Source organism: Rhizobium chutanense (assembly GCF_002531935.1).
Taxonomy (GTDB): Bacteria; Pseudomonadota; Alphaproteobacteria; order Rhizobiales; family Rhizobiaceae; genus Rhizobium; species Rhizobium chutanense.
Window position 1 is genome coordinate 102,838 of the sequence record NZ_NWSV01000012.1, and the last position, 22,803, is coordinate 125,640.

Consider the following 22,803-nt stretch of genomic DNA (forward strand, 5'->3'; position numbering starts at 1 on the left):
CCAGCAAAAGTGCGAAGCGGTTTTGCCAGGCAAAGCGCGAAGCGCTTTTGCCGAGAATTGCGTAAACGCTTGGAGCCTATTCCATGACCGCGCTGTGGTCGACGGCGGGCGCCGCCTTCGGCTTGCGCAGCAGGAGCACCAGCGGAATGACCGCAAGCGACATCAGCATCAAGAGCTTGAAATCGTCCATATAGGCGATGATCGTCGATTGCAGCGTGATCAGCTCGTTGAGTGAAGCGCGGCCGGCGGCTGTCACCGGACTGAGCCCCTGCGCCGCCACGGCGTTGAAGGCATGGTTGAACGGCGTCACATAGGCCGCGATCGATTCATGATTGCTCTGCGTGTTCTCGACGATCAGCGCCGAGACGATCGAGATGCCGACCGCCGAGCCGATGTTGCGCGACAGATTGTAGAGGCCGGTGCCGTCGCCGCGCATATGGGCGGGCAGCGTCGCGAAAGCGATCGTCGTCAGCGGCACGAACAGAAAGCCCAAGCCGGCGCCCTGGATGAAGCCGACCGAGACGATCGTCCATTGCGAAACATCGGGCGTCCAGCCGGTCATGTCATACATCGCCCAGGCGGTCAGGCCGAGACCGAGCACCAGCAGCAAGCGCGTATCGACCTTGCCTATCAGCCGCCCGACAATGAACATGCAGAGCATGGTGCCGAGCCCGCGCGGCCCCATGACGATGCCGGCGGTGATGACGGGATAGCCCATCAGCGTCTGCAGATAGGGGGTCATCAGCGCCAGCGAGGCGAGATAGGTAACGCCAACCACGAAGATAAAGATCATGCTGACCGTGAAGTTCTGGTCGAGAAACAGCTTCGGATTGACGAAGGATTTCTCTGCCGTCAGCGTGTGCACCAGAAGCAGATAGAAGGCCGCGGCGCAGACGATCGCTTCGAGCATGATCTCGCCCGAGGAGAACCAGTCGAGCTGCTCGCCACGGTCGAGGAAGAGTTGCAGCGCGGCGATGAACAGGCTCATCATGCCGAAGCCGAACCAGTCGAGTTTGGCGAGCGCATCCCTCTTCGTTTCCGAAACGAAGATGACGATACCCGCGAAAGCAAGCGCGCCGATCGGCACGTTGATGTAGAACACCCAGCGCCAGCTGATATTGTCGGTCAGCCAACCGCCGATGACCGGGCCGAGGACCGGCCCGACCATGACCGAGACGCCGAAAAGCGCCATGGCCGAACCGCGCTCCTCCACGCTATAAATGTCGAGAAGAATACCCTGGGAAAGCGGCACCAGCGATGCGCCAAACAGGCCCTGCAGCAGGCGGAAGGCGACGATCTGGTTCAGCGACTGCGCCAGGCCGCAGAGCACCGAAGCAACCACGAAACCGGCGATGGCGACGAGCAGCACGCGCTTGCGGCCGAACTTGGCGGCGAGGAAGCCGGACGGCGGCGTCATGATCGCCGCCGCGACGATATAGGAGGTCAGGACCCAGTTGATCTGGTCGGCCGAGGCCGACACGCTGCCCTGGATATAGGGCAGCGCCACGTTGGCGATCGTCGTGTCCAGCGCCTGCATGATGACGGCGAGAATGACGCAAGCCGTGATCGCGCCGCGATTGGCGACGGGCGTGGCCGGTAAGGCGGAAGCGTTACTCATGGTCCTTGCCCTGAGGCCGGCCCAGAAGCTTGTTGACGAAATCGGGCAGCCCGCGGGCATGGCCGGTCTCGACATCGACCACCGTGCTCATGCCGACACGAAGCGGCGGCTTGCCTGCAGCATCCTCGATGCTGACGCGCATCGGAATGCGCTGGACGACCTTCACCCAGTTGCCGGTGGTGTTCTGCGCCGGCAGCAGCGAGAAGCTGGAGCCGGAGGCCGGGCTAATGCTCTCAACCTTGCCCTTCCAGGTCACGCCGGGATAGGTGTCGACGTAGATTTCAGCCGTCTGGCCGGGCTTGACATAGGTGAGTTCGGTTTCCTTCGGGCTGGCGGCGATCCACAGATGATCGGTGGCGACAAGCGAGAAGGCCTGCTGCGACGCCTGCAGGTAGGAGCCGACCTGCAGCGCATTGACATTGGTGACGATGCCGTCGAACGGCGCCTTGACGACGCTGTGGTCGAGTTCGCGCTGGGCGTTGTCGACCTGCGATTTAGCCTGCTGGTAGAGCGGGTTTTCCTCGACCGGCTGATCGGCGCTGCCGCCGAGCTGGGCGAGCGTTGTTGCGGCTTCCGCCTTGGCGACGGTCACCTTCTGCTGCGCCGCTTCGAGATTGTGCTTGGCTTCGTCATAGGCGGACTGCGTCGCGCTGCCATTGTTGACGAGGTTTTGCTGCCGGTCGAACTGATCCTGGTAATAGGGCAGATCGGCTTCAGCCTGCGTGATCTCGGCGAGCGACTGCTGGTAGCTGGCCTTGAGGTTCATGATCTGATTGCGCTGAACGCCGAGCTGCGCCTTGGCGCCGTCGAGCGCAATCTTGAAGGAATCGGCCCTGAGGCTGAAGAGCACCTGCCCTGCCTTGACCGCCTCGTTCTCATGCACATCGATCTTCTCGACGATGCCCGAGACATCGGTCGTGAGCCCGACCATGTCGGCCTGGATATAGGCATTGTCGGTCGACATCACCTGGCCGCCATTGACGTAATAATAGCCGCCGACGACCAGCGCCACCGGCAGCAGGGCAAACAGGATCGGCCGCGTGAGACTGCGCCGGCGGCGGACCTTGTTGCCGCCAGGCGCAGCCACGGCAGTAGCCGGCGCTGAATTGGATGAAGGCGCTTCGGCTACCGTTTCCTGCTGTTTGACTTCATTTTCTTCGACAGATGTCTTGGCATCGGCGTCGGCAACGACGCGGAGGGAGGGTTTATCAGCCATCGTTCATCTCATTTTCTTCGACCGGTGTTCGGCAAGCCTGCACCAGGTTCGTCTTCATTGCGGAGAGGATTTGGTAAAGCTGTTCGCGCTGCTCGACAGAGATGCCTTCCAGCGCCTCCGCCCGGGTGACATCCCCAAGTTCGCGCATTTCGGCGAGCAGCGGATGCGCCTCCTCGCGCATGTAAAGCAGCCAGATGCGCCGGTCGGTCGGGTGCTGGCGGCGCTCGATCAACCCGCGTTCGGCGAGCTTGTCGAGGATGCGCACCAGCGTGATCGGCTCGACTTCGAGAATTTCCGCAAGGCCGCTCTGGTGGATGCCTTCATTGTTGGAGAGATAGGCCAGCGTCTGCCATTGCGAGCGTGTCAGCCCCAGACACTTCGCGCGTTGCTCGAACCGCTTGCGCAGCAGCCGTGCGACGTCGTGGAGAAGGAAACCGAGTGTGGGCGTGGCGCTCATGAAAACCTGAGATCATTATTTATAAGCATACTTATAATATCGGTAGATATATTGAGCATGCCGAGTGCGCAAGGGCGCGACCACAGGATTTCGCAGGCGCGGCCAAAATGCCGCAGCTGTGGCCAGGAGGCTCGCAATCGTCGTCTCTCTCCGGGATGCAAGACTTCCGTCCAGTGGTCGCAGCCGGGCTTCGGCCCTAGTTTCGAGCAGAGATCGCCTCCGCCGGAGGTGCGCAGGAGGGCTCGATGGCGTTCTTCGAAAGCATGCTGACGCTGCTCTTGGTGGCGATCGTCTTCCTGCAATTCTCCAGGAAATTCCACGTCCCCTATCCCACGATGCTGGCGATCGCCGGCATCATTGTCGCTGCCGTGCCGTGGGCGCCCGAGGTTGCCATCGATCCGCAGCTGGCGCTGGCGCTGCTGATCGCGCCCGTTCTCTTCGACGCCGCCTATGATCTGCCGCCGCGGACCTTACGACGCAACTGGCTACCGCTCTTCTCGCTCGCCGCCATCGCCGTGGTCCTGACCGCCGCAGCCGTCGCCGCCGTCGGCATGACCATGGCCGGCCTGCCGCTTGCAGTCGCCGTCGCGCTCGGCGCCATCGTCGCGCCGCCGGATGCAGCGGCGGCGACCGTCATGCTCGACCGTTTCGATCTGCCGCGCCAGACCTATGTGATCCTGAAGGGCGAAAGCCTTCTCAACGATGCCGTCGCACTGCTGATCTTCAGCGCCGCGGTGGCGGCCGCATCGAGCCCGGCCTTCTTCAGCGGCGCCCTGGCAGAGCTTGCCCTTGCGGTACCGGGTGGCCTCATTCTCGGTTATCTCCTCGGCCGCCTCTACATGATCGTCGGCGTAAAGCTCGCCGGCACGCTCGGCGGCACCCTGCTCGAATTCGTCGCCACCTTCGGCACCTGGATCATCGCCGAGCGGCTCCACCTTTCGGCCATTCTGGCCATCGTCGTCTATGCGATGGTGATCGCCCGCTACATGCCCGAGCGGCAGACCGCCCGCCACCGCATCCATTCCTATTCGGTCTGGGAAGCCGCGGTCTTCCTGCTCAACGTGCTCGCCTTCCTGCTGATGGGCCTGCAGGTCCGCCAGATCGTCCTCGGCCTTGATCCCGGCCGGCTGAATTTCGCGATCACTTTGGCGGCCGCGGTCTTCATCACCGTCATCGTCACCCGCCTGGCCTGGGTACTCTTCTACAACCGCGTCATCACCTTCCTTGCCGCGCGCGGCTATACCAAGCAAGCCGCTCCCACCTTCGCGACCAGCCTGCTTGCCGGCTGGTGCGGCATGCGTGGCCTCGTCACGCTGGCGACCGCGCTCGCCCTGCCGATCGACTTCCCTGATCGAGACATCATTCTGCTCAGCGCCCTTGCCGTCGTTCTCGGCACGCTCATTGTCCAGGGCCTGACGCTCGGGCCGCTGATCCGTTTGCTGAAATTCGACCCGGACACCTCCCTGGACCGCGATCTCACTCGGACCCGCGTCGCGTTGATCGACGCAGCACTTGCCGCACTCGCCGGCAGCGAGGACAAATCCACCCGCATCCTGCGCGACGTTTACAACTCCGAGCGGGAGATCGCCGCCGACGGAAAACACCCGCGCGAAGTCAGCAGACTCGACAAGCAGCGCCGCAGCGTCATTGCCGCCAAACGCCGCAGACTGGCGGCGATGCGCCGTGCCGACGAGATCGACGACGATGTTTTCCACATGCTGGAACAGGAGCTCGATTGGGCCGAGCTTGCCGTCCTGCCGCCCGGCCGCGACGAGATCGTCGAGAGCTGACGTGACCCATGAAGTTTGAACGGATTCTGCAACCGCAGCCAATTGGCATTTGCTATTTTTCGCCGCTGCCGTTTATATCCAGTTCCTAGCGTTACGATTTTTCCGATGTGCATTGCGTGCCGGCCTTCCTTTCCAAGGATTGGACACCGGGGGAAATCGCGGGGGCCGAGGCCTTCGTTCAAAGCAAAGACCTGAATAGCATCACTTCATCTTAGCTTCGTCGGCAGTCGATCGGCCGTCGAGATTGGAGGACCGGTATGACTTACGTGCTTCGACAGATGTTGGCGCTTGGCTGCATCGCCACGTTCATGCCTCTGGCCGCAATGGCGCAGGGCGCACCGGCTGCTCCTCCTCCCGTCACCGTCGCAAAACCGGTGGTTCGCGATGTCGTCGATAACGACGAATTCATCGGCCGTTTCCAACCGGTCGACGAAGTCTCCGTCCGCTCGCGTGTCGGCGGATACCTGCAGGAAGTTCATTTCGAGGACGGCGCCCTGGTCAAACAGGGCGACTTGCTCTTCGTCATCGACCAACGGCCGTTCATCACCGCGCTCAACCAGGCAAAGGCCACGCTCGAAGCGTCGCAATCCACCCTTGTCTTTGCCGATGCGCAGTACAAACGCGCCCAGTCGCTCGCTTCGAGCGGCAGCCAATCCGCACAGACGCTGGACGATCGCCGCCGCGAATTCGATTCCGCCCAGGCCAATGTCCGCGGCGCTCAGGCCGCCGCCGATCGCGCAGCTCTCGACCTCGAATATACCGAGATCAAGGCGCCGCTCAGCGGCCGGATCGACCGCCGCCTGCTTTCGACCGGCAATCTCGTGCAGGCCGACCAGACGGTGCTCACCACGATCGTCTCCCTCGATCCGATCGATTTCTATTTCGACGTCGACGAGCGGCGCCTGCTGAATTTCGCCGACACCGCGCGCAAGCAGGGCAAGGATCTGCAACTCGGCGGCGGTGGCGTCGACGTATCCGTCACGATTTCCGACCCCACGGCCAAACCTTTCATGGGGAAACTCGATTTCGCCGAGAACCGGGTCGACAATGAGAGCGGCACCATCCGCATCCGCGCCCGGCTTGCAAATCCCGATCTTGTCCTGCAGCCGGGCCTGTTCGGCCGTGTGCAGGTCGCAGCCTCCAATACCTATAAGGCCATTCTCGTCCCGGACGAGGCAATCGGCTCGGACCAGAACGAACGCGTCGTCTATGTCGTCGATGCGCAGGGCAAGGTTTCGACCAAGCCGGTGCGGCCCGGACCGCGGCTCTACGGCTATCGCGTCATCCGTGAAGGCCTCGACGGCACCGAGACGATCATTGTCAACGGTCTGATGCGGGCGCGACCGGGTTCGACCATCACGCCGCAGATGAGCGAACTGCCGCAGGAGCGGCAGGATACGCCGCCCGAATCCGCAAATGCGGAGAGCGGACAATGAGATTCGCCCATTTCTTCGTCGACCGGCCGATCTTTGCGGCCGTCATCTCGATCCTCTTTCTCGTCGTCGGTGGCATCGCCTATACGCAGCTGCCGGTCTCCCAATATCCGGAGATCGCGCCGCCCACCATCGTCGTGCGCACCTCCTATCCGGGCGCCGACCCGCAGACCATCGCCGACACCGTTTCGACCCCGCTCGAGCAGCAGATCAACGGCGTCGAAGACATGCTGTACATGTCGTCCTACTCCAGCGCCGACGGCGCCATGTCGCTGACGATCACCTTCAAGCTCGGCACCGATCTCGACAAAGTCCAAGTGCTTGTCCAGAACCGCGTCTCCATCGCGCTCCCCCGTCTTCCCGAGGAGGTTCAGCGGCTCGGCGTGACCACCGACAAGAGTTCGCCCGACCTGATGATGGTGGTGCACCTCCTGTCGCCGTCGCACCGTTACGACCAGCTCTACGTCTCGAACTATGCCCGCAACCGCATCCGCGACGTGCTCGTGCGCCTTGACGGCGTCGGCGACGTGCAGATCTTCGGCGAGCGGCAATATTCGATGCGCATCTGGCTGGATCCGGAAAAACTCTCCGCCTACGGCATGACGTCCGACGACGTCGTTTCCGCCTTGAGGGACCAGAACGTCCAGGTCTCGGGCGGCAAGATCGGCGCGCCGCCGGTGACCGGCAAGAACGCCTTCGAATATACGGTGCGAACGGACGGGCGTTTCTCCGATGTGCGCGAGTTCCGCTATGTCATCGTCAAGTCGACGGGAGCAGGCCGGCTCGTGCAGTTGCAGGACGTCGCCCGCATCGAACTCGGCGCGCAGGACTACGTCACTAACAGTTACCTCAACAACGACCCGGCGGTCGCTCTCGGCATTTTCGCCCGGCCGGGAACCAACGCTCTCGATACGGCCCATCAGGTCCAGACGCTGATGAAGGATATCTCCCAGAATTTTCCGGAGGGACTGGAATATCGCATCGTCTACGACACGACCGAATTCATCTCGGATTCGATCGACGAGGTCTACAGGACCATCGCCGAAGCAGCCATCCTGGTGGCCATCGTCGTTCTCGTCTTCCTGCAATCCTGGCGGACCGCGATCATACCGATCGTCGCTATTCCCGTCTCGCTGATCGGCACCTTCGCCATCCTGCTCGCCTTCGGTTTCTCGCTCAACATGCTGACGCTTTTCGGCCTGGTGCTGGCGATCGGCATCGTCGTCGACGACGCGATCGTGGTGGTGGAAAACGTCGAGCGCAATCTGGCGCGCGGCATGTCGCCGAAGCAGGCCTCCCACGTGACGATGGACGAAGTCGGCACCGCTGTTGTGGCGATCTCGCTGGTGCTGATCGCGGTCTTCGTACCGACGGCCTTCATCCCCGGCATCTCGGGCCAGTTCTACAGGCAGTTCGCGGTGACGATCTCCGTCACGACAGCAATCTCGGCATTGAACTCCCTGACGCTTTCGCCGGCGCTTGCAGGCATTTTGCTGAAAGCCCACGATCACGAGACCAAGCGCAAGAGCATCGCCTCACGCCTGGGGTCAGGCCTCGCAAACGGCTTCAACCGCGGCTTCGACCGGATGAGTTCGGGCTATTCCTGGGTTGTCCGGCACCTCGTCAGAAGCTGGGTGGGCCTGACCTGCTCCATGCTCGCCTTCGCCGCCCTTCTCGGCGCGACCTGGTACATGAGCACCAGGGTTCCCTCGGGTTTCATCCCGACCATGGACCAAGGTTACGCGATCGTCGTGGTGCAGCTTCCCGACGGCGCCTCGCTTGCCCGGACCGATGCCGTCGTCAAACAGGTGGGCGATATCGCCCGAACCGTGCCCGGCGTCGGCAACGCCGTGCAGTTTGCCGGCTTCAGCGGCGCGACCTTCACCAATGCCTCGAATGCGGGCGTCGTCTTCGTTCCGTTCAAATCCTTCGCCGAACGCGAGGAAGGCGGAGACAGCGCCAACAAGATCATCGGCGAGCTCTTCGGCAAGCTGCAGAGCATCCAGGAAGCCTTCATCATCGCCATCCCGCCGCCCTCCGTGCGCGGTGTGGGCAATTCCGGCGGCTTCAAGATGCAGATCTCCGATCTTGAAAACCCCGACATGACGCGCGTGCTCGGCCTCGCCCGCCAGATGATGGGAGCTGCTGCGACGACCGAGGGGCTGACCGGTGTCTTTACGACATTCTCCGATGCCAGCCCGCAATATTTCCTGTCGATCGACCGCGACAAGGCACGCTTCCTGAACGTGCCGATCCCCAATATCTTCAATGCGCTTTCGATCAACCTCGGCGTCGCCTACGTGAACGACTTCAACGCATTTGGCCGCGTCTACCAGGTTCGCGCCCAGGCCGACCGGCAATACCGCATGGACCGGGACGACATCCTCGCGCTGAAGGTCCGATCGGCGACCGGCGCACTGGTTCCGCTTGGAACCCTGATGGACATCCAGGATTCCAGCGGCCCGGCCCTCGTTCAACGCTACAACATGTATGTCTCGGTACCGCTCCAGGGCAATCCGACGCCAGGCACCTCGACAGGTGATGCCCTGAAGAAGATGGAGGCACTGGCGGCCAAGATCCTGCCGCCCGGAACGACCTTCGAATGGACGGAACTCGCCTATCAGGAAACCCATACCGGCAACACTGCCGTCTACATCTTCGCCCTCTCCGTCATTTTCGTCTTCCTGGCGCTGGCGGCTCAATATGAAAGCTGGGTTCTGCCGCTCGCGATCATTCTCATCGTCCCGCTGGCCGTGCTCGCCGCACTGATCGGGGTCTCACTGAGAGGCATGGATAACAACGTCCTGACGCAGATCGGCCTGATCGTCCTGATCGGCTTGGCAGCCAAAAACGCCATTCTGATCGTCGAATTCGCAAGACAAGCGGAAGAGGAAGGCAAGTCGCCGGTGGAGGCCGCCATCGAGGCCAGCCATCTTCGCCTGCGCCCGATCCTGATGACGGCTTTCGCCTTCATCTTCGGTGTTCTGCCGCTCGCCATCGCCACCGGTCCCGGCGCCGAAATGCGCCAGTCGCTCGGCACCGCCGTCTTTTCGGGCATGCTCGGCGTGACGATCTTCGGCCTTTTCCTGACACCGGTCTTCTACGTCGTGCTGCGCGGCTGGCGCCGCAAGCAGCCGGTTGAAAAGACGGTCGAGGCTGCCCCGGTCGAGAGAGAAACGGTCTAAAGCGGCAAGGTCAGGTGGAGAACAGATGCACCTGGCCCTGCCAAAAGCGAGCGACGGTGAGCTTGCCGCTGCGATAGGCGCGTGTGTCGAGATTGAGCCGCCGGGGCCGAATGTCCGGCGCGTCGTTCGGCGTATGACCGTGCACGACGAGTTTCGGCAGCGGCACCCTGCTCTCAAGGAAGCGGTGGCGGATGAGGACCAGGTCCTCGTCCGTTTGCGCGGCAAGCGGCAGCGTCGGATCGATGCCGGCATGCACGAACAATACGTTCGGCGTGTCCAGCATGATGGGCATCGCCCGCATGAAATCGACATGCGTGTGCGGCAATGAATGACGGATGAAAGCATCGAGCTGGACGCCGGAAGGGAAGATCAGCGGTAGATGCTCCGGATCGAGGCCATAGGATTTAAGCGATTGCGCCGACCCCATCCGCATCCAGTCGTCATAGGACGCCCAGCCATCGATATAGTCGAGCATGGCGATCTCATGATTGCCGGCCAGACAGATGCGGTCGAAACCATCAGGCGGCGGCTCCATCAGGTGGTCGATCACCTGCGCCGATTGCGGGCCGCGGTCGATATAGTCGCCGAGCGTCACGATCAGCTTGCGCCCCGGCAGCCGTGCGCCATCACGCAAGATCGCCTCCTCGGCTTTAACAAGCAGGTCGTAACGGCCGTGAATGTCGCCGATCGCATAGGTCGGAATTGCGGCAATATCCAGCGTCAGACGTGGTCTCTGCTGGCGTGCCATTTTCCAAACCTCGCTGTTGCGCGCAAGGGAGTCGCTCATCATGTTTCTCGATCTAGAAGGCCCCAGCTGACCGTAAATAGCGCGAAGGACAAGGCGATCAAGCTGGTAGGAAAATTCAAACCACTCGGCTTTTGTAGAAAAACCGGCCTTATCATGCGCGGGGTAATCCCTCACTCCTGTGTCCATCGCATCGGCCGTGAAAGCGGATCGACTTTCAGAAAGCATGATGCGAGGAGTCAACGTGTCGCAGCGGATTTTACACGTCTGGAAAGATGCGTTGCGCTGTAGGAAAGGGTGATCGGTGGGAACGATATCGCAGTTTCATCGCAGCCTCAGGCCTCCCGCGCACCGCATCGAAAGCGAAGAAGAGGCGATATCCACGGCCCGCAACCTCGCCGACGCATTCCGGCATCAGGCGAGCGAACGCGATATCAACCGCATCCTGCCTCATGCCGAGCTGGACGCGCTGTCGATATCGGGGCTGACGGCGATCACCGTTCCGCCCGACTATGAAGGGCTCGACATGTCGAACGCCCTGCTTGCCGAAATCGTTGCGATCATTGCCGAGGGCGACGCTTCGATCGGCGAAGCCCTGGAAAGCCATTTCTGCGCGCTGGAGACGCTCCGCACCCAGGCGACCGAGGATCTGCAGGCATCGCTATTTGCCCGCGTGCTGCAAGGCGACCGTTTCGCGGGCGCCATTTTCGCCGACGGCACCGAGCTGACGGCCGAAGGCCCGGGTTATCGCCTGAGCGGGCGCACGCGGCAGGCGCCGGGCATTCTCTTCGCCGACTGGATCGCCGCTGCCGCCACCACGCCGCCCAGCCGTCCGGTAATGCTCTACCTCGCAAGCGGCGACGAAGGTGTGCAGGTGGTCGACGATTGGGATGGCTTCGGTCAACGCACCAACGGATCGGCGACGGCGATCGTCGGCACGCTTCATGTCAATGCCGATACCATTGTGCCCGCCCTTTCCTCCGGATCTTCGACCGGCATCTCGCTGGGCCTGCTGCTGAAGGGCGGCGTTAGCCTGGGCATTGCGCGGGCCGCTTGGACCGACCTTACGATCACGGTCGGCGACGGCACCCACGTCCTTCCCCGGCTGGGCGAACACGCCCTCCATATCGAAACGGCAGCAGCGGCCTTGGAACGGGCCGGCCGCAAACTCGATATCGCCCAAGTCAATCCTGTGGAGGCCGCGATGGCGGACGCGCATTTCTCCGCCTCGGCGGCCGCCATTCTTGCTGGGGAAACGGCGCTCGGCACTGCAAACGCGCTGTTCGAACTGGCGGGGGAAACATCGGCCGGGATCGGGCTCAATCTCGACCGGCATTGGCGTAACGCCCGCATTCACGCGCTATCGCTGCCGCGCGATAGACTGTTGCGCGCCGCAGGCGAATATCGCTCGAAAGTCGGCGGCGCCTAGTCTTGTTCAGCTGGCGGCCGAGATCGGAAATTCTTCCTTGTCGCCGTCGATGCGGCCGCCGTCGGAAACGAATTGTTCGAGGCTCATATTGTCGAGAATGGCGGCGATCGCGTCCCGGACATCGGTCATCGAGCGCCGCACCTGACAGGTCTCAGGATCGGCGCAGTCGTCGCAGGCTTCGTATGCCGTGCGGCTGGCGCAGCGGATCGGCGCCAGTGGACCGTCCAATGTGCGGATGACATGGCCGATGCGGATTTCCGAGGCCGGCCGCGACAGGGAATAGCCGCCGCCCGGCCCCTTCTTCGAACGCAGGATGCCGACATTGCGCAGTTCGAGCAGGATCGTATCGAGAAACTTCTTCGGGATATTGTTGCGCGACGCGATGTCGTTGATGAAGGCGGTTTCTCCCGGCGCCAGCCGCGCCAGATCGACCAGCGCCTTCAGCCCGTATTTTCCCTTTTTCGTCAGCATCGTCGTCGCCTTGTGGAAATCGCAGTATTTATCCTGCCAATAGCAGGCAAATAGCGTCAAAAGCGTGAACATACAACAAAATAGCTATTATTTATAGCTTATCTCGGCAACATCCACAGGACTGCGGCAGCCTCGAGAAGGATCGGCCTGCCGCGTCCTCTGCCGGCAACCTCGTTCAGATCGTCTTCAGCATGCCGCCATCGACGAAATAGGTCGAGCCGATGCAATAACTCGCGCGCTCCGAACTCAGGAAGACGAAGACGTTTGCCAGCTCCTCCGGCGTACCGAAGCGTTTGGAGGCGGCGTGCTCGTTGGCGACGCTCTGCAGGTAGCCTTCCCAGTTGCCGCCGGTCTCAGCCGTCAGCTGCTTGGCGGTCTTGATCCAGTCGGGCGTCAGGATCAGGCCGGCATTGACGCAGTTGACGCGGATATTGTCCTTGATGAGCTCGGTCGAGAGTGTCTTCGAAAACATCATCAGCGCCGATTTGCTGACATTATAGATCGGCTCGTACCACAGCGGCTGGACGGCGCAGATCGAGGCATTGTGCAGGATCACGCCGCCGCCGCGTGCCTTCATCTGCGGCGCGATGCCGCGCGCCAGCCGCACGGCGGCCATCACATGCAGGTCCCAATAGGCCTGCCACTTCTCATCGGGCGCCTCCATGACAGTCTCGTTCGAGCCGGTGCCGGCATTATTGATGAGGATATCGGCGCCGCCCTTTTCGGCCGCGGCAGCAATGATCGCCTCCGTTCCCCCAGCCGTCGCAACGTCGGCGGCAACAGCGGCGGCATCGACGCCGTACTTCTCGGCGATACGGGCGGCTTCCGCCTCGAGCCGTTCGCCGCCGCGCGCCGCCAGCACGAGATTGGCGCCCTCGGCCGCCAGTCCCTCGGCGATCGCCAGTCCGATGCCGACCGACGCGCCTGTTATGACGGCCGTCTTTCCCTTCAATCCGAGATCCATGTCTTCCTCCGCAGCGGCCGGCGGTCCCGGCCTGACGTGCCGAGTGTTCCGCCAATGAATTCGGGCGTCAAGCGTCCGAACGCCTCTTGCGACAGGCTGCGATCTGTCGCAGCCTGCATCCGCCCTTGGAAGGAGCTTTCATGCGACGTTATTCAGCCTGCATAGAGTGGCTGTTTGCCGAAGAAGGCGACAGCTTTCCAGATCGCATCCGCCGCGCCCATACCGCCGGCCTGACGGCAATCGAATTCTGGCGCTGGAGCGACAAGGATCTGAATGCCATCGAGGCGGCGCTGAAGGAAACCGGCCATGTCGTCACCAGCCTCGTCGCCGAACCGATGATCGCGCTGACCGACGCCGCCAACCGGCAGTCCTGGCTGAAAGGCCTTGCCGAATCCGTCGCTGTCGCCAAACGTCTCGGTGCGCCGGTGCTGATCGCCCAGGCCGGAGACGATCTTCCGGGCCTGAGCCGCAAAGAGCAGCGCCGGGCGCTCACCGAAACGCTGAAAGCTGGCGCCGATATCCTTGAAGGCAGCGGTGTGCGCCTTGGCGTCGAACCGCTCAACATCCGCATCGACCATATCGGCTATTTCCTCGATTCGACCCGCGAAGGCCTCGACATCATTGACGACGTCGCTCGCCCCGAGATCGGCATCGTCTACGACATCTACCATTCCGCCATCATGGACGAACGCACCGAAGCGGTGCTGGACGGCCGTCTCGACCGTGTTTTCCACGTCCATGTCGCCGATCATCCCGGCCGCAACGAACCGGGCTCCGGCGGCATCGACCTCGCTCACCGCCTCAACTGGATCTTCGCCAACGGTTATGACGGCGCCGTCGGCCTGGAATATCGGCCGATGAGACCCGGCGCCGACGCCGTCAGGGCTGCGATCGCTTCGCTCGGCGGTTAGGCTGAGCCGGCGCTTTCGGCAAAGGCTTCAAGCTCGGGGTCGAACTCGACCTCCACGACATTGTTGAACACCGCGGTCGCCAGCATGATGCCGGCAAAGGCGATGAGATCGACAAGCACCTTGGTCTCGTAGCGCTCCTTCAGCCCCGCCCAGAGTTCCGCCGGCACGGCGTTGGAATCGGCAACGATCGCCCTGCCGAAAGCATCGAGCAGTGCTTCATTGTTGGAAAAAGCAAGCGCATCGGGATCAAAGCCCTTGTTGATCAGCGCCCGTCGAAAGAAGGTGATGGCGATCTTCGATTTCGCCGCCTTCGAGATCGCATGCGAGAAGATCCAGATCTCCCGGTCGCTGACGACAGGATTGAGCTCGGCCCGCAGCGTGAACCATTCGGCATAGATGCGGTGTGCGACCGGCGAATGCAGCAGTGTGCGCTTCATGTTGGTCATGCGCCCGCGCAGCCTGACTTCCTCGTCATGCGCCGCCCGAACCTCTGGCGAAGCGGTGTCGTAATCGATCTGCGGGAGATGGCTCATTGGGTCCGCTCTTTCTGCTGCATCGAGGTAAATCCGCTTGGCCACCACAATACTCCCGCCTAGACTGACCCGATCAATGCGGAGGCTAGGCATGAGCGGCGACCACGATCATTCTCACATCGACTGGCGGGAGCACGGCGTCAAGGTCATCCCCGGCAACTCGCTCGATCCGAACACCGCACAGACGCCGGGCATGAACCGCGCCACCGCGATCAACAATGCCCGCGCCGGCGCCGAAAAGATCTGGGCCGGCACGGTGACGATCCATGCCAATGCCAAGACCCGCGCCCATCATCACGGCGATCTCGAAAGCATCATCTACGTCGTCAAGGGCAAGGCCCGCATGCGCTGGGGCGAGCATCTGGAATATACCGCCGAGGCTGGCCCCGGCGATTTCATCTACGTCCCGCCCTATGTGCCGCATCAGGAGATCAATGCCAGCCGCGACGAGACGCTGGAATGCGTGCTCGTCCGCTCGGGCCAGGAACCGGTTGTGGTCAACCTGGATATCGAGCCGGTCGAGAAACCGGAAGACGTCCCCTGGGTCGACCCCATCCACCGCTGACGCCGCTCAGGCATGAACGGCGGCGGCGCTGTTCACCGCCGTGTTCTCGATGATCCGGCCGGTATCGGCGGCATAGAGGTGGATTGCATTGTGATCGATCGCGATACCGATCGTATCACCCGATTTCACCGTCACGGCCTCGGTCAGCGCCACGGCAAAGGGCAGCCCGTCGAAATCGGCATGAACGACGCGGCTGGCGCCGAGTTCTTCGATGAAATCGGCTGTCGCGACCAATGCGCCGGGCGCATCCGGGGCCACCAGCCGAGCGGCTTCGGCGCGCATGCCGAGCACGACGCGCTTGCCTTTCAGCTGTGCTGCGCGCTCGCGCAGCAGCACGATCTTGCGGCTCTGATCGTAGACGAAGACGCCCTCGTCGTTGATCGTGCCTTCGAGCAAGTTCATCGCCGGCGTGCCGACGAAGCCGGCGACGAAACGGGAGACCGGATGATGATAGACCTCTTCCGGCGTGCCGACCTGCTCCACCCTGCCGCCGTTCATCACCACCAGCCGGTCGGCCAGCGTCATCGCCTCGGTCTGGTCGTGCGTGACGAAGATCGAGGTGGCGCCGAGGCGCCGGTGCAGGCGGCGGATTTCGGCGCGCATGGCGATGCGCAGCTTGGCGTCGAGGTTCGACAGCGGCTCGTCGAAGAGGAACACCTTCGGTTCGCGGATCATCGCACGGCCCATGGCGACGCGCTGGCGCTGGCCGCCGGAAAGGGCGGCCGGCCGGCGGTCGAGGAAGGGTTCGAGGCTGAGCGCCTTGGCGACCTCGGCAATGCGACGGCTGCGCTCCGCCTTCGCCACACCCGCCACTTTCAAGGCATAGCCGATATTCTCGGCGACCGTCATGTGCGGATAGAGCGCATAATTCTGGAACACCATCGCGCAACCCCGCTCGCGTGGCTCCAGCCGGTTGACGACGCGGCCGTCGATGGCGATTTCGCCGCCGGTGATTTCCTCGAGCCCGGCGATCATGCGCAGCAGCGTAGACTTGCCGCAGCCGGAGGGGCCGAGGATGACGATGAATTCGCCGGACTGGATCTCCAAGTCGACGCCGTGAACGACGGGATGCTTGCCGTAGCTCTTCTTCACATCACGGATTGAGATCGGTGCCACAGGACTGCTCCTTCACTTCTCGGTGGAGATAAGGCCGCGCACGAACCAGCGCTGCATCAGGATGACGAGCAGCAGCGGCGGCGACATGATGATAAGTGTACCGGCCATGGCGACGTTCCAGTCGGGCAGGCCGAATTCGGACGGAATGAGGGTCTTGAGCTGCGTCACCGCAATGCCGAAATTCGGATCGGTGGTGACGAGCAGCGGCCAGAGATACTGGTTCCAGGCCCAGACGAACATGATGGTGAAGAGCGCGATCATGTTCGACCGCGACAGCGGCAGCAGGATATCGACGAAAAAGCGGACGGGCCCGGCCCCATCCATCTTCGTCGCCTCGGCAAGCTCGTCCGGAACGGTCAGGTAGAACTGGCGGTAAAGGAAGGTGCCGGTCGCGGTGGCGACGAGCGGGGCCACGAGACCGGTATAGGAATTCAGCAGACCCCATTCGAGTTTGATCTGGATGCCGGACACCCAGGCGACCAGCGCGGTGATTCCCGTGATATCGAGGATCGTCTGGAAAGGCTGCAGCGCGTTGGCCGCAATCGAATAGGTCGGCACGATGCGGACTTCCAGCGGCAGCATCAGCGTGATGAAGATGATCCAGAAGATCAGATGCCGGCCGCGGAAGCGGAAGTAGACGATCGAGAAAGCCGCCATGGCCGAAAGGATGACCTTGCCGGCGCCGACAGCCGTGGCGAAGATGATGCTATGGATCAGCTTGTTGCCGAGATCGGCACGGACCCAGGCAGTCTGTGCATTTTCCCAGAAATGCGAACTCGGGGTCAGCGGCAGCGGTACGCGGTTGACCGTCTCCAGATCGAGCGTCGACGCAACGATGACGATGAAGAAAGGCAGAAGCGCGATCACCATGCCGAGCGCCAGAAGCGTATAGCAGATGAAGTTGAATATCGGCGTGCGTTCGATCATATCGGCGACCTCACTTGTAGTGCACGCGCCGCTCGATGAAGCGGAACTGGAAGATGGTGAGAAGGACGACGAGCGCCATCAGGATGATCGACTGGGCCGCAGCCCCGGAATAATCGAGCCCCCTGAAGCCGTCGAAATAGATCTTGTAGACCATGAGTTCCGTCGCCCGTGCCGGCCCGCCCTGGGTCATGACGTCGACGATGCCGAAGGAATCCTGGAAGCTTTCGGTGATGTTGATGACGAGCAGGAAAAACAGCGTCGGCGTCAGCAGCGGCAGCTGGAGATCCCACATGCGTCGCAGCGGCCCGGAGCCGTCCATGGCCGCGGCCTCGATCAGCGAACGCGGAATGCCCTGAAGCGCCGAAAGAAAGAAGATGAAATTATAGCCGATATATTTCCAGGAAAAGGCGATGATCACGGCGATCATCGCGTCCTTGCCGTCGAGCGCCGGGTTCCAGAGACCGGGCCAGACATGATTGATGACCGAGAGAAGGCCAGCCTCCGGCGCCAGAATGAAGCGGAAGGCAAGACCGAGAGCCGGAGCGGCAATCGCGTAGGGCCAGATGAAGACCGACCGGTAGATTTTATGGCCGCGCAATTCACGATCGGTCAAAAGCGCCAGGATCAGCGCCATCGCCATGGCGATCGCCGTCGAGCTGAAGCCGAAGATCATGCTGCGGGTGATCGATTCCCAATAGATCGGATCGCTGAGCAATTGCTTGAAATTGTCGAAACCGACCCAGGCATTGCCGCCGCCCCATGGCTGTTCGAGCGTGAACGCCCAATAGAGCGCCTGCGCACTCGGCCAATAGAAGAAGACAAAGATCAGCAGCAGCATCGGAAACGCGAAGAGCAGTCCGATCGTCGTCGAGGAGAAGGTGACGCGCTTTTCCATGGTGGTCGTTTTCGGCCTGGTTGGGCACGGGCGGCGAGTTCGCCTCCGCGGCCGGTATGAATGTACAAGGACACACCCGGCACGCAAAGCGCGGGCCGGGTGCGGCTCATATCGGTCGATCAGGGAAGCTGAACGTTCTTGTAGGTCTGCTGGAAGCGGCGCAGCAGCTGGTTGCCGCGATCGGCGGCGCCGTCGAGCGAAGCCTGGACATCGGCGTTGTTGACGAAGATCGCCTGCAGGCCGTTGGCGATTTCGGTGCGGACCTGCAACAGGCCGCCGAGGCGGATGCCGTGCGGAGCCGTATCGTCAGCAGGCGATGCGGTCAGGCTCTGAATGGCAAGTTCGCGGCCGGCATAAGGAGCCTTGTCGTAGAAGCCCTGCTTCTTCAGATATTCGAAGCCGGAGTTACGAACCGGGATATAGCCGGTCACGGTCGACCAGGTCAGTGCTTCTTCCGGCTTGGCGATGAAGTTGAAGAAGGCGGCGGCAGCCTTGTATTCGGCGTCGCTGTGGCCCTGCAGAACCCAGAGCGAAGCACCGCCGACATAGGAGCTGTGACGGGTTGCGGTGCCATAGGTCGGGAGCATCGAAACGCCCCAGTTCATGCCCTGCTTGGCGGTACGGCCGATATTGCCGTGGTCGCCGACCGAGGTCAGGATGACCTGGCAATCGCCGGCGGCGAAGGCTTCGACGAAGGTCTGGCCGACAGCCTTGTTCTTGATGACGGCGAGCTTGTTGTCGTACCAGGACTTGAGGTCCTTGATGTAGCTGACGAGAAGCGGGTTCTTGTTGAACGTCAGTTCGGCGTCGAGGCCTTCGAAGCCGTTCTTCTTCGTGGCAATGGCTTCGCCGCTGACGGCTTCGAACTGCTCGACATACTGCCAGACTTCGTTGTTGGAGATGTCGAAGGCGAGCGGGCAGGCATAGCCTGCGTCCTTGAGAGCCTTGAAGTCTTCACCGGCTTCCTGCCAGGTAGCCGGAGCATGGTCCTTGCCGATCTTGGCGAAGGCGTCCTTGTTCCAATAGAGCAGAGCGGTCGACGAGTTGAAGGGGAAGGAATACATCTCGCCCTTGGACGTCGCATAATAGTTTGCGATGCCGGAGAAGTAATCTTTCCAGTCGACGGTGTAGCCCATGTCGGCCATCAGCTTGTTTGCCGGATAAAAGGCGCCGGAAAGCATGATGTCGAGCGTGCCGGCGTCGGAGACCTGGGCGATGGTCGGCTGCTTGCCGGCGCGAAAGGCTGCAATGGTGTTCTGCAGGGAAGCGTCATAGCTGCCCTGGCTGGTGCAGACGACTTCGTAATCGGCCTGCGACTGGTTGAAGCGATCGCACTGTTCCTGGACACGCTTTGCGATGTCACCGGAATTGCCGAACCAGAAGTCAATCTTGGTCTTATCGGCGGCGGCAGCGGGACCAGCAAGAAACGCTGTAGCGAGAAGGGCGCCGACGGCGCCGAGAAGCTTGGCTTGCATGAGAACCTCGAACGTAAAAAGGACGCGCACTTTCAGCGCACGCCCTATTAACTGGTTCAAATTGCCGCGGCCAATGAATATTACATGACATGAAACGATCGAAACCGTGCCGTCACAAAACCTTCATTTGGATATTATTTGCCACAGCCGAGACTATATTTAGAGAAGTCTCGCCAGCCACCCCCAGCGCACTGCCGAACATTCATATTTATATTCGAATAAATATGATTTTCAAGGGTTTTCAATATTTGCCTATAGTGCGACAGCCTGTCGTTGTTCGCCGATATCGTTGCTTGACACTTACGAAGCGGCCCCATTTTTCAGCTGCTGCACTGCTGTGCAACGCCCGGTTTCAGCCCCTGAATCAGAGGGAATCCTTCAAAATTGCAGCAAAATGCGGATCGAATGCGCGACTGATCGGTCCAGCGGCAGCCCCGAGCGCCACCGACCAGGGATCGGCCATGCCGGGCTGCAGGCGCGGCAGGGTCCGGCCGCGCCGTTCGGCGATCGAGGGCAGCAACGGGCCGATGGCCGCGATCAACCGGTTCACCAGGGCCTCCGAGGCGCTGCCGCAGAGGATCACCGTCTGCGGATCGAAGATCGTTTCGATGAGATGGATGCTCCAGCGCAGGTCCGCCGCCGCCGCGTCGATCCAGGTCTCGACGCTCGGATCACCCCTTAAGACGCGGTCGTTGATCTCTGCGTGCAGATCGGGATCGGCAGGATCGATCGACAGGTGCTGGTAGAGCGAGGCGAGCGAAGCGCGATGTTCGAGCGGCGTCGATTTGCCGTCGGCAAACAGCAGCGCCATGCCGATCTCGCCGGCATTGCCGTTGGTGCCGCGATAGAGTTCGCCATTCAGAATGAGGCCGGCGCCGATGCCGTAGCCGACGAAGAGGCAGACGGCATGGTCGAGGCCGTGGGCGGCTCCCACCATGCGCTCGGCGGTCGCGGCCGCCGCCGCATCGTTCTGCAGGCCGACGTCGAGCCCGGTGCCGGCGGTCAGCGTTTCCAACAGCGGAAACTTCTGCCAGGCCTCCATCATCCACGGATCGTCGCCGCTGCCGGCAACGCCGAAGGGTCCGGGCATGGCGATGCCGAGGCCGACCAGCCGCTTTTCCGATTGCTGGACGATCCCGGCAAGCTTTGCGCGCACGCCGGCAACGAGATCGAGGATGACCTTCGCCCCTTCCGACGGACCGCCTGTAGGGAGGCCGGCCTCATCACGCACAAGAACGCTGCCGACGAGATCGACCGCGACCGCGCGCGTCACATGCCGGTCGATCTGCAGGCCGATGGCAAAGGCGCCCTCGGGAACGAGCCCATAGGGCGTCGAGGGCTGACCCCTGCCCTTGCGCACCGCCGCCTGCGAACGGACGAGGCCGTCGCGCTCGAGCTCCTCGATGATATTCGACACCGTCTGCTTGGTCAGCCATGTCGCTCGCGCCAGATCGGCGCGGGAAAGCGCACCGTTCATCCGCAAGGCATCGATCATCACCCGCCGGTTATGGGCGCTGGTGCCTTCGTGATTGGTGCCGCTCTTGGCCCGGATCGGCCTGCTGTCATTCATCTGCAATTGCCTCTTGACTTCAATAGAATGTTGAAGAAGTAATAAGTCAAGACAATTGACTTAATAAGGAACCGGAGAGTTCCAGGGAACGCAGGCGGCCGGACAAGGCCCCGACGACGCTCCGAGACGAAAACCGGCACATTCCCAAACGTGCCTTCTCGAATACCGATGGCGGAAAGACCGCCTTCGGCCATGCGTAAATGTCACAAACTGGAGGCTGCAATGCTGAAATCCCTTACCAAGACGCTTCTGGGTGCGGCCTTGATCGGCGCATCCTTTGCCCCGCACGCTTTCGCCGAAACGACGCTGAACGCGCTCTTCATGGCGCAGGCCGCCTATAGCGAGGCCGATGTGCGCGCCATGACCGACGCATTCGCCAAGGCGAACCCCGATATCAAGGTCAATCTCGAATTCGTCCCCTATGAAGGCCTGCACGACAAGACGGTTCTGGCGCAGGGTTCCGGCGGCGGTTACGACGTCGTGCTCTTCGACGTCATCTGGCCGGCCGAATACGCTTCCAACAAGGTGCTGGTCGACGTCTCCTCGCGCATCACCGACGAGATGAAGAAGGGCGTGCTGCCGGGCGCCTGGACCACCGTGCAATATGACGGCAAATATTACGGCATGCCGTGGATCCTCGACACCAAATACCTGTTCTACAACAAGGAAATCCTCGAAAAGGCCGGCATCAAGGCGCCACCGAAAACCTGGGACGAGCTGACCGAGCAGGCCAAGACGATCAAGGACAAGGGTCTGCTCGCCACGCCGATCGCCTGGAGCTGGTCGCAGGCCGAAGCCGCGATCTGCGACTACACCACGCTGGTCAGCGCCTATGGCGGCGACTTCCTCAAGGAGGGCAAGCCGGCCTTCCAGACCGGCGGCGGTCTCGATGCGCTGAAATACATGGTTTCCAGCTATGCCTCCGGCCTGACCAACCCGAACTCCAAGGAATTCCTGGAAGAGGACGTCCGTAAGGTCTTCGAAAACGGTGATGCCGCTTTCGCTTTGAACTGGACCTACATGTACAACATGGCCAACGACCCGAAGGACAGCAAGGTCGCGGGCAAGGTCGGCGTCGTGCCGGCCCCTGGTGTCACCGGCAAGAGCGAGGCTTCGGCCGTCAACGGCTCGATGGGCCTCGGCATCACCTCCGCCAGCCAGCATCCCGATGAGGCCTGGAAATACATCGCCTTCATGACCTCGCAGGCCACGCAGAACGCCTATGCCAAGCTCAGCCTGCCGATCTGGGCATCCTCTTACCAGGATCCGGCCGTTATCAAAGGGCAGGAAGAGCTGATCTCCGCCGCCAAGGTCGGCCTTGCTGCCATGTATCCGCGCCCGACGACGCCGAAATATCAGGAGCTTTCGACCGCGCTGCAGCAGGCGATCCAGGAATCGCTGCTCGGCCAGTCCTCTCCCGAGGATGCGCTGAAGTCGGCAGCCGACAATAGCGGCCTCTGAGCCCGGCATGAAACCCCGGGCGGCGTCCGCCGCCGCCCGGCC

Annotated in this window: 19 protein-coding genes; 7 read left to right on the forward strand and 12 right to left on the reverse strand. The window is 62.1% G+C overall.

Annotated elements, in window-relative coordinates:
* Nucleotides 1-76: 76 nt before the first annotated feature.
* The 3 genes from CO666_RS19125 to CO666_RS19135 are packed head-to-tail and all read right to left on the reverse strand — an operon-like array spanning nt 77 to nt 3,291.
* Nucleotides 77-1,618: a DHA2 family efflux MFS transporter permease subunit gene (locus CO666_RS19125; protein ID WP_097613769.1), complete on the reverse strand. Its 1,542-nt coding sequence runs from the start codon at nt 1,616-1,618 to the stop codon at nt 77-79.
* Nucleotides 1,611-2,834 carry an HlyD family secretion protein gene (locus CO666_RS19130; protein ID WP_097613770.1) on the reverse strand — a complete coding sequence of 408 codons (1,224 nt, stop codon included), beginning with the start codon at nt 2,832-2,834 and terminating at the stop codon, nt 1,611-1,613. Before CO666_RS19130 ends, CO666_RS19125 begins: the two co-directional genes overlap by 8 nt.
* Entirely contained in the window at nt 2,827-3,291 is a 465-nt protein-coding gene (locus CO666_RS19135) for a MarR family winged helix-turn-helix transcriptional regulator (protein ID WP_097613771.1), read from the reverse strand. Before CO666_RS19135 ends, CO666_RS19130 begins: the two co-directional genes overlap by 8 nt.
* Before the next feature lie 245 nt (nt 3,292-3,536).
* Here CO666_RS19135 and CO666_RS19140 point away from each other — a divergent pair, with 245 nt between their 5' ends.
* The 3 genes from CO666_RS19140 (at nt 3,537) to CO666_RS19150 (ending at nt 9,699) form a co-directional block, all read left to right on the forward strand.
* Nucleotides 3,537-5,081: a cation:proton antiporter gene (locus tag CO666_RS19140; protein ID WP_097613772.1), complete on the forward strand. Its 1,545-nt coding sequence runs from the start codon at nt 3,537-3,539 to the stop codon at nt 5,079-5,081.
* A gap of 257 nt (nt 5,082-5,338) precedes the next feature.
* Nucleotides 5,339-6,517 (forward strand): efflux RND transporter periplasmic adaptor subunit, encoded by a 1,179-nt coding sequence (locus CO666_RS19145; protein ID WP_097613773.1) that lies wholly within the window; start codon nt 5,339-5,341, stop codon nt 6,515-6,517.
* Nucleotides 6,514-9,699 (forward strand): efflux RND transporter permease subunit, encoded by a 3,186-nt coding sequence (locus tag CO666_RS19150; RefSeq protein ID WP_097613774.1) that lies wholly within the window; start codon nt 6,514-6,516, stop codon nt 9,697-9,699. The genes CO666_RS19145 and CO666_RS19150 overlap by 4 nt, the downstream gene beginning before the upstream one ends.
* Nucleotides 9,700-9,709: 10 nt before the next feature.
* Here CO666_RS19150 and CO666_RS19155 read toward each other — a convergent pair whose 3' ends face one another.
* Nucleotides 9,710-10,486, reverse strand: a complete 777-nt coding sequence (locus tag CO666_RS19155; protein WP_179869719.1) for a metallophosphoesterase family protein — start codon at nt 10,484-10,486, stop codon at nt 9,710-9,712.
* A 262-nt stretch (nt 10,487-10,748) separates the two neighbouring features.
* On the opposite strand from CO666_RS19155, the gene CO666_RS19160 reads away from it, so the two are divergent.
* Nucleotides 10,749-11,873: an acyl-CoA dehydrogenase family protein gene (locus CO666_RS19160; protein ID WP_097613775.1), complete on the forward strand. Its 1,125-nt coding sequence runs from the start codon at nt 10,749-10,751 to the stop codon at nt 11,871-11,873.
* 6 nt (nt 11,874-11,879) lie between these two features.
* Here the strand turns inward: CO666_RS19160 and CO666_RS19165 are convergent, their stop codons facing one another.
* Both CO666_RS19165 and CO666_RS19170 read right to left on the reverse strand, forming a co-directional pair.
* The gene (locus tag CO666_RS19165; protein WP_097613834.1) at nt 11,880-12,344 is read right to left on the reverse strand and encodes an RrF2 family transcriptional regulator; all 465 of its coding nucleotides are present in this window, start codon (nt 12,342-12,344) and stop codon (nt 11,880-11,882) included.
* A gap of 175 nt (nt 12,345-12,519) precedes the next feature.
* Nucleotides 12,520-13,308, reverse strand: coding sequence for an SDR family NAD(P)-dependent oxidoreductase (locus CO666_RS19170; RefSeq protein WP_097613776.1), 789 nt, complete (start codon nt 13,306-13,308; stop codon nt 12,520-12,522).
* Nucleotides 13,309-13,448: 140 nt separating this feature from the next.
* On the opposite strand from CO666_RS19170, the gene CO666_RS19175 reads away from it, so the two are divergent.
* On the forward strand, nt 13,449-14,219 hold the full coding sequence (locus tag CO666_RS19175; protein ID WP_097613777.1) for a TIM barrel protein: 771 nt from the start codon (nt 13,449-13,451) through the stop codon (nt 14,217-14,219).
* Here CO666_RS19175 and CO666_RS19180 read toward each other — a convergent pair.
* Nucleotides 14,216-14,752: a carboxymuconolactone decarboxylase family protein gene (locus CO666_RS19180; RefSeq protein WP_097613778.1), complete on the reverse strand. Its 537-nt coding sequence runs from the start codon at nt 14,750-14,752 to the stop codon at nt 14,216-14,218. The two genes, CO666_RS19175 and CO666_RS19180, sit on opposite strands and share 4 nt — an antisense overlap.
* Nucleotides 14,753-14,843: 91 nt before the next feature.
* Between CO666_RS19180 and CO666_RS19185 the strand changes: the two genes are divergently transcribed.
* Entirely contained in the window at nt 14,844-15,317 is a 474-nt protein-coding gene (locus CO666_RS19185) for a cupin domain-containing protein (protein ID WP_097613779.1), read from the forward strand.
* Nucleotides 15,318-15,323: 6 nt separating this feature from the next.
* Here CO666_RS19185 and CO666_RS19190 read toward each other — a convergent pair whose 3' ends face one another.
* The 5 genes from CO666_RS19190 to CO666_RS19210 all read right to left on the reverse strand — a co-directional run bounded on the left by CO666_RS19190 (nt 15,324) and on the right by CO666_RS19210 (nt 21,300).
* Entirely contained in the window at nt 15,324-16,433 is a 1,110-nt protein-coding gene (locus CO666_RS19190) for a sn-glycerol-3-phosphate import ATP-binding protein UgpC (RefSeq protein ID WP_097613780.1), read from the reverse strand.
* A gap of 12 nt (nt 16,434-16,445) precedes the next feature.
* Entirely contained in the window at nt 16,446-17,360 is a 915-nt protein-coding gene (locus CO666_RS19195) for an ABC transporter permease subunit (protein WP_097613781.1), read from the reverse strand.
* Nucleotides 17,361-17,370: 10 nt separating this feature from the next.
* Complete coding sequence (locus CO666_RS19200; protein WP_097613782.1) at nt 17,371-18,255, reverse strand: carbohydrate ABC transporter permease; 885 nt, start codon at nt 18,253-18,255, stop codon at nt 17,371-17,373.
* Nucleotides 18,256-18,374: 119 nt separating this feature from the next.
* Nucleotides 18,375-19,730, reverse strand: coding sequence for an extracellular solute-binding protein (locus CO666_RS19205; protein WP_097613783.1), 1,356 nt, complete (start codon nt 19,728-19,730; stop codon nt 18,375-18,377).
* Between the two features lie 364 nt (nt 19,731-20,094).
* Nucleotides 20,095-21,300, reverse strand: a complete 1,206-nt coding sequence (locus CO666_RS19210; protein ID WP_097613784.1) for an ROK family transcriptional regulator — start codon at nt 21,298-21,300, stop codon at nt 20,095-20,097.
* Nucleotides 21,301-21,522: 222 nt separating this feature from the next.
* On the opposite strand from CO666_RS19210, the gene CO666_RS19215 reads away from it, so the two are divergent.
* Nucleotides 21,523-22,761: an extracellular solute-binding protein gene (locus CO666_RS19215; protein ID WP_097613785.1), complete on the forward strand. Its 1,239-nt coding sequence runs from the start codon at nt 21,523-21,525 to the stop codon at nt 22,759-22,761.
* Nucleotides 22,762-22,803 lie beyond the last annotated feature (42 nt).

Excerpts from the sequence above, each read along its gene's own strand:
- CO666_RS19125 (WP_097613769.1), bottom strand. The coding sequence starts at position 1,618 with ATGAGTAACGCTTCCGCCTTACCGGCCACGCCCGTCGCCAATCGCGGC.
- CO666_RS19130 (WP_097613770.1), bottom strand. The coding sequence starts at position 2,834 with ATGGCTGATAAACCCTCCCTCCGCGTCGTTGCCGACGCCGATGCCAAG.
- CO666_RS19135 (WP_097613771.1), bottom strand. The coding sequence starts at position 3,291 with ATGAGCGCCACGCCCACACTCGGTTTCCTTCTCCACGACGTCGCACGG.
- CO666_RS19140 (WP_097613772.1), top strand. The coding sequence starts at position 3,537 with ATGGCGTTCTTCGAAAGCATGCTGACGCTGCTCTTGGTGGCGATCGTC.
- CO666_RS19145 (WP_097613773.1), top strand. The coding sequence starts at position 5,339 with ATGACTTACGTGCTTCGACAGATGTTGGCGCTTGGCTGCATCGCCACG.
- CO666_RS19150 (WP_097613774.1), top strand. The coding sequence starts at position 6,514 with ATGAGATTCGCCCATTTCTTCGTCGACCGGCCGATCTTTGCGGCCGTC.
- CO666_RS19155 (WP_179869719.1), bottom strand. The coding sequence starts at position 10,486 with ATGAGCGACTCCCTTGCGCGCAACAGCGAGGTTTGGAAAATGGCACGC.
- CO666_RS19165 (WP_097613834.1), bottom strand. The coding sequence starts at position 12,344 with ATGCTGACGAAAAAGGGAAAATACGGGCTGAAGGCGCTGGTCGATCTG.
- CO666_RS19170 (WP_097613776.1), bottom strand. The coding sequence starts at position 13,308 with ATGGATCTCGGATTGAAGGGAAAGACGGCCGTCATAACAGGCGCGTCG.
- CO666_RS19175 (WP_097613777.1), top strand. The coding sequence starts at position 13,449 with ATGCGACGTTATTCAGCCTGCATAGAGTGGCTGTTTGCCGAAGAAGGC.
- CO666_RS19180 (WP_097613778.1), bottom strand. The coding sequence starts at position 14,752 with ATGAGCCATCTCCCGCAGATCGATTACGACACCGCTTCGCCAGAGGTT.
- CO666_RS19185 (WP_097613779.1), top strand. The coding sequence starts at position 14,844 with ATGAGCGGCGACCACGATCATTCTCACATCGACTGGCGGGAGCACGGC.
- CO666_RS19195 (WP_097613781.1), bottom strand. The coding sequence starts at position 17,360 with ATGATCGAACGCACGCCGATATTCAACTTCATCTGCTATACGCTTCTG.
- CO666_RS19200 (WP_097613782.1), bottom strand. The coding sequence starts at position 18,255 with ATGGAAAAGCGCGTCACCTTCTCCTCGACGACGATCGGACTGCTCTTC.
- CO666_RS19205 (WP_097613783.1), bottom strand. The coding sequence starts at position 19,730 with ATGCAAGCCAAGCTTCTCGGCGCCGTCGGCGCCCTTCTCGCTACAGCG.
- CO666_RS19210 (WP_097613784.1), bottom strand. The coding sequence starts at position 21,300 with ATGAATGACAGCAGGCCGATCCGGGCCAAGAGCGGCACCAATCACGAA.
- CO666_RS19215 (WP_097613785.1), top strand. The coding sequence starts at position 21,523 with ATGCTGAAATCCCTTACCAAGACGCTTCTGGGTGCGGCCTTGATCGGC.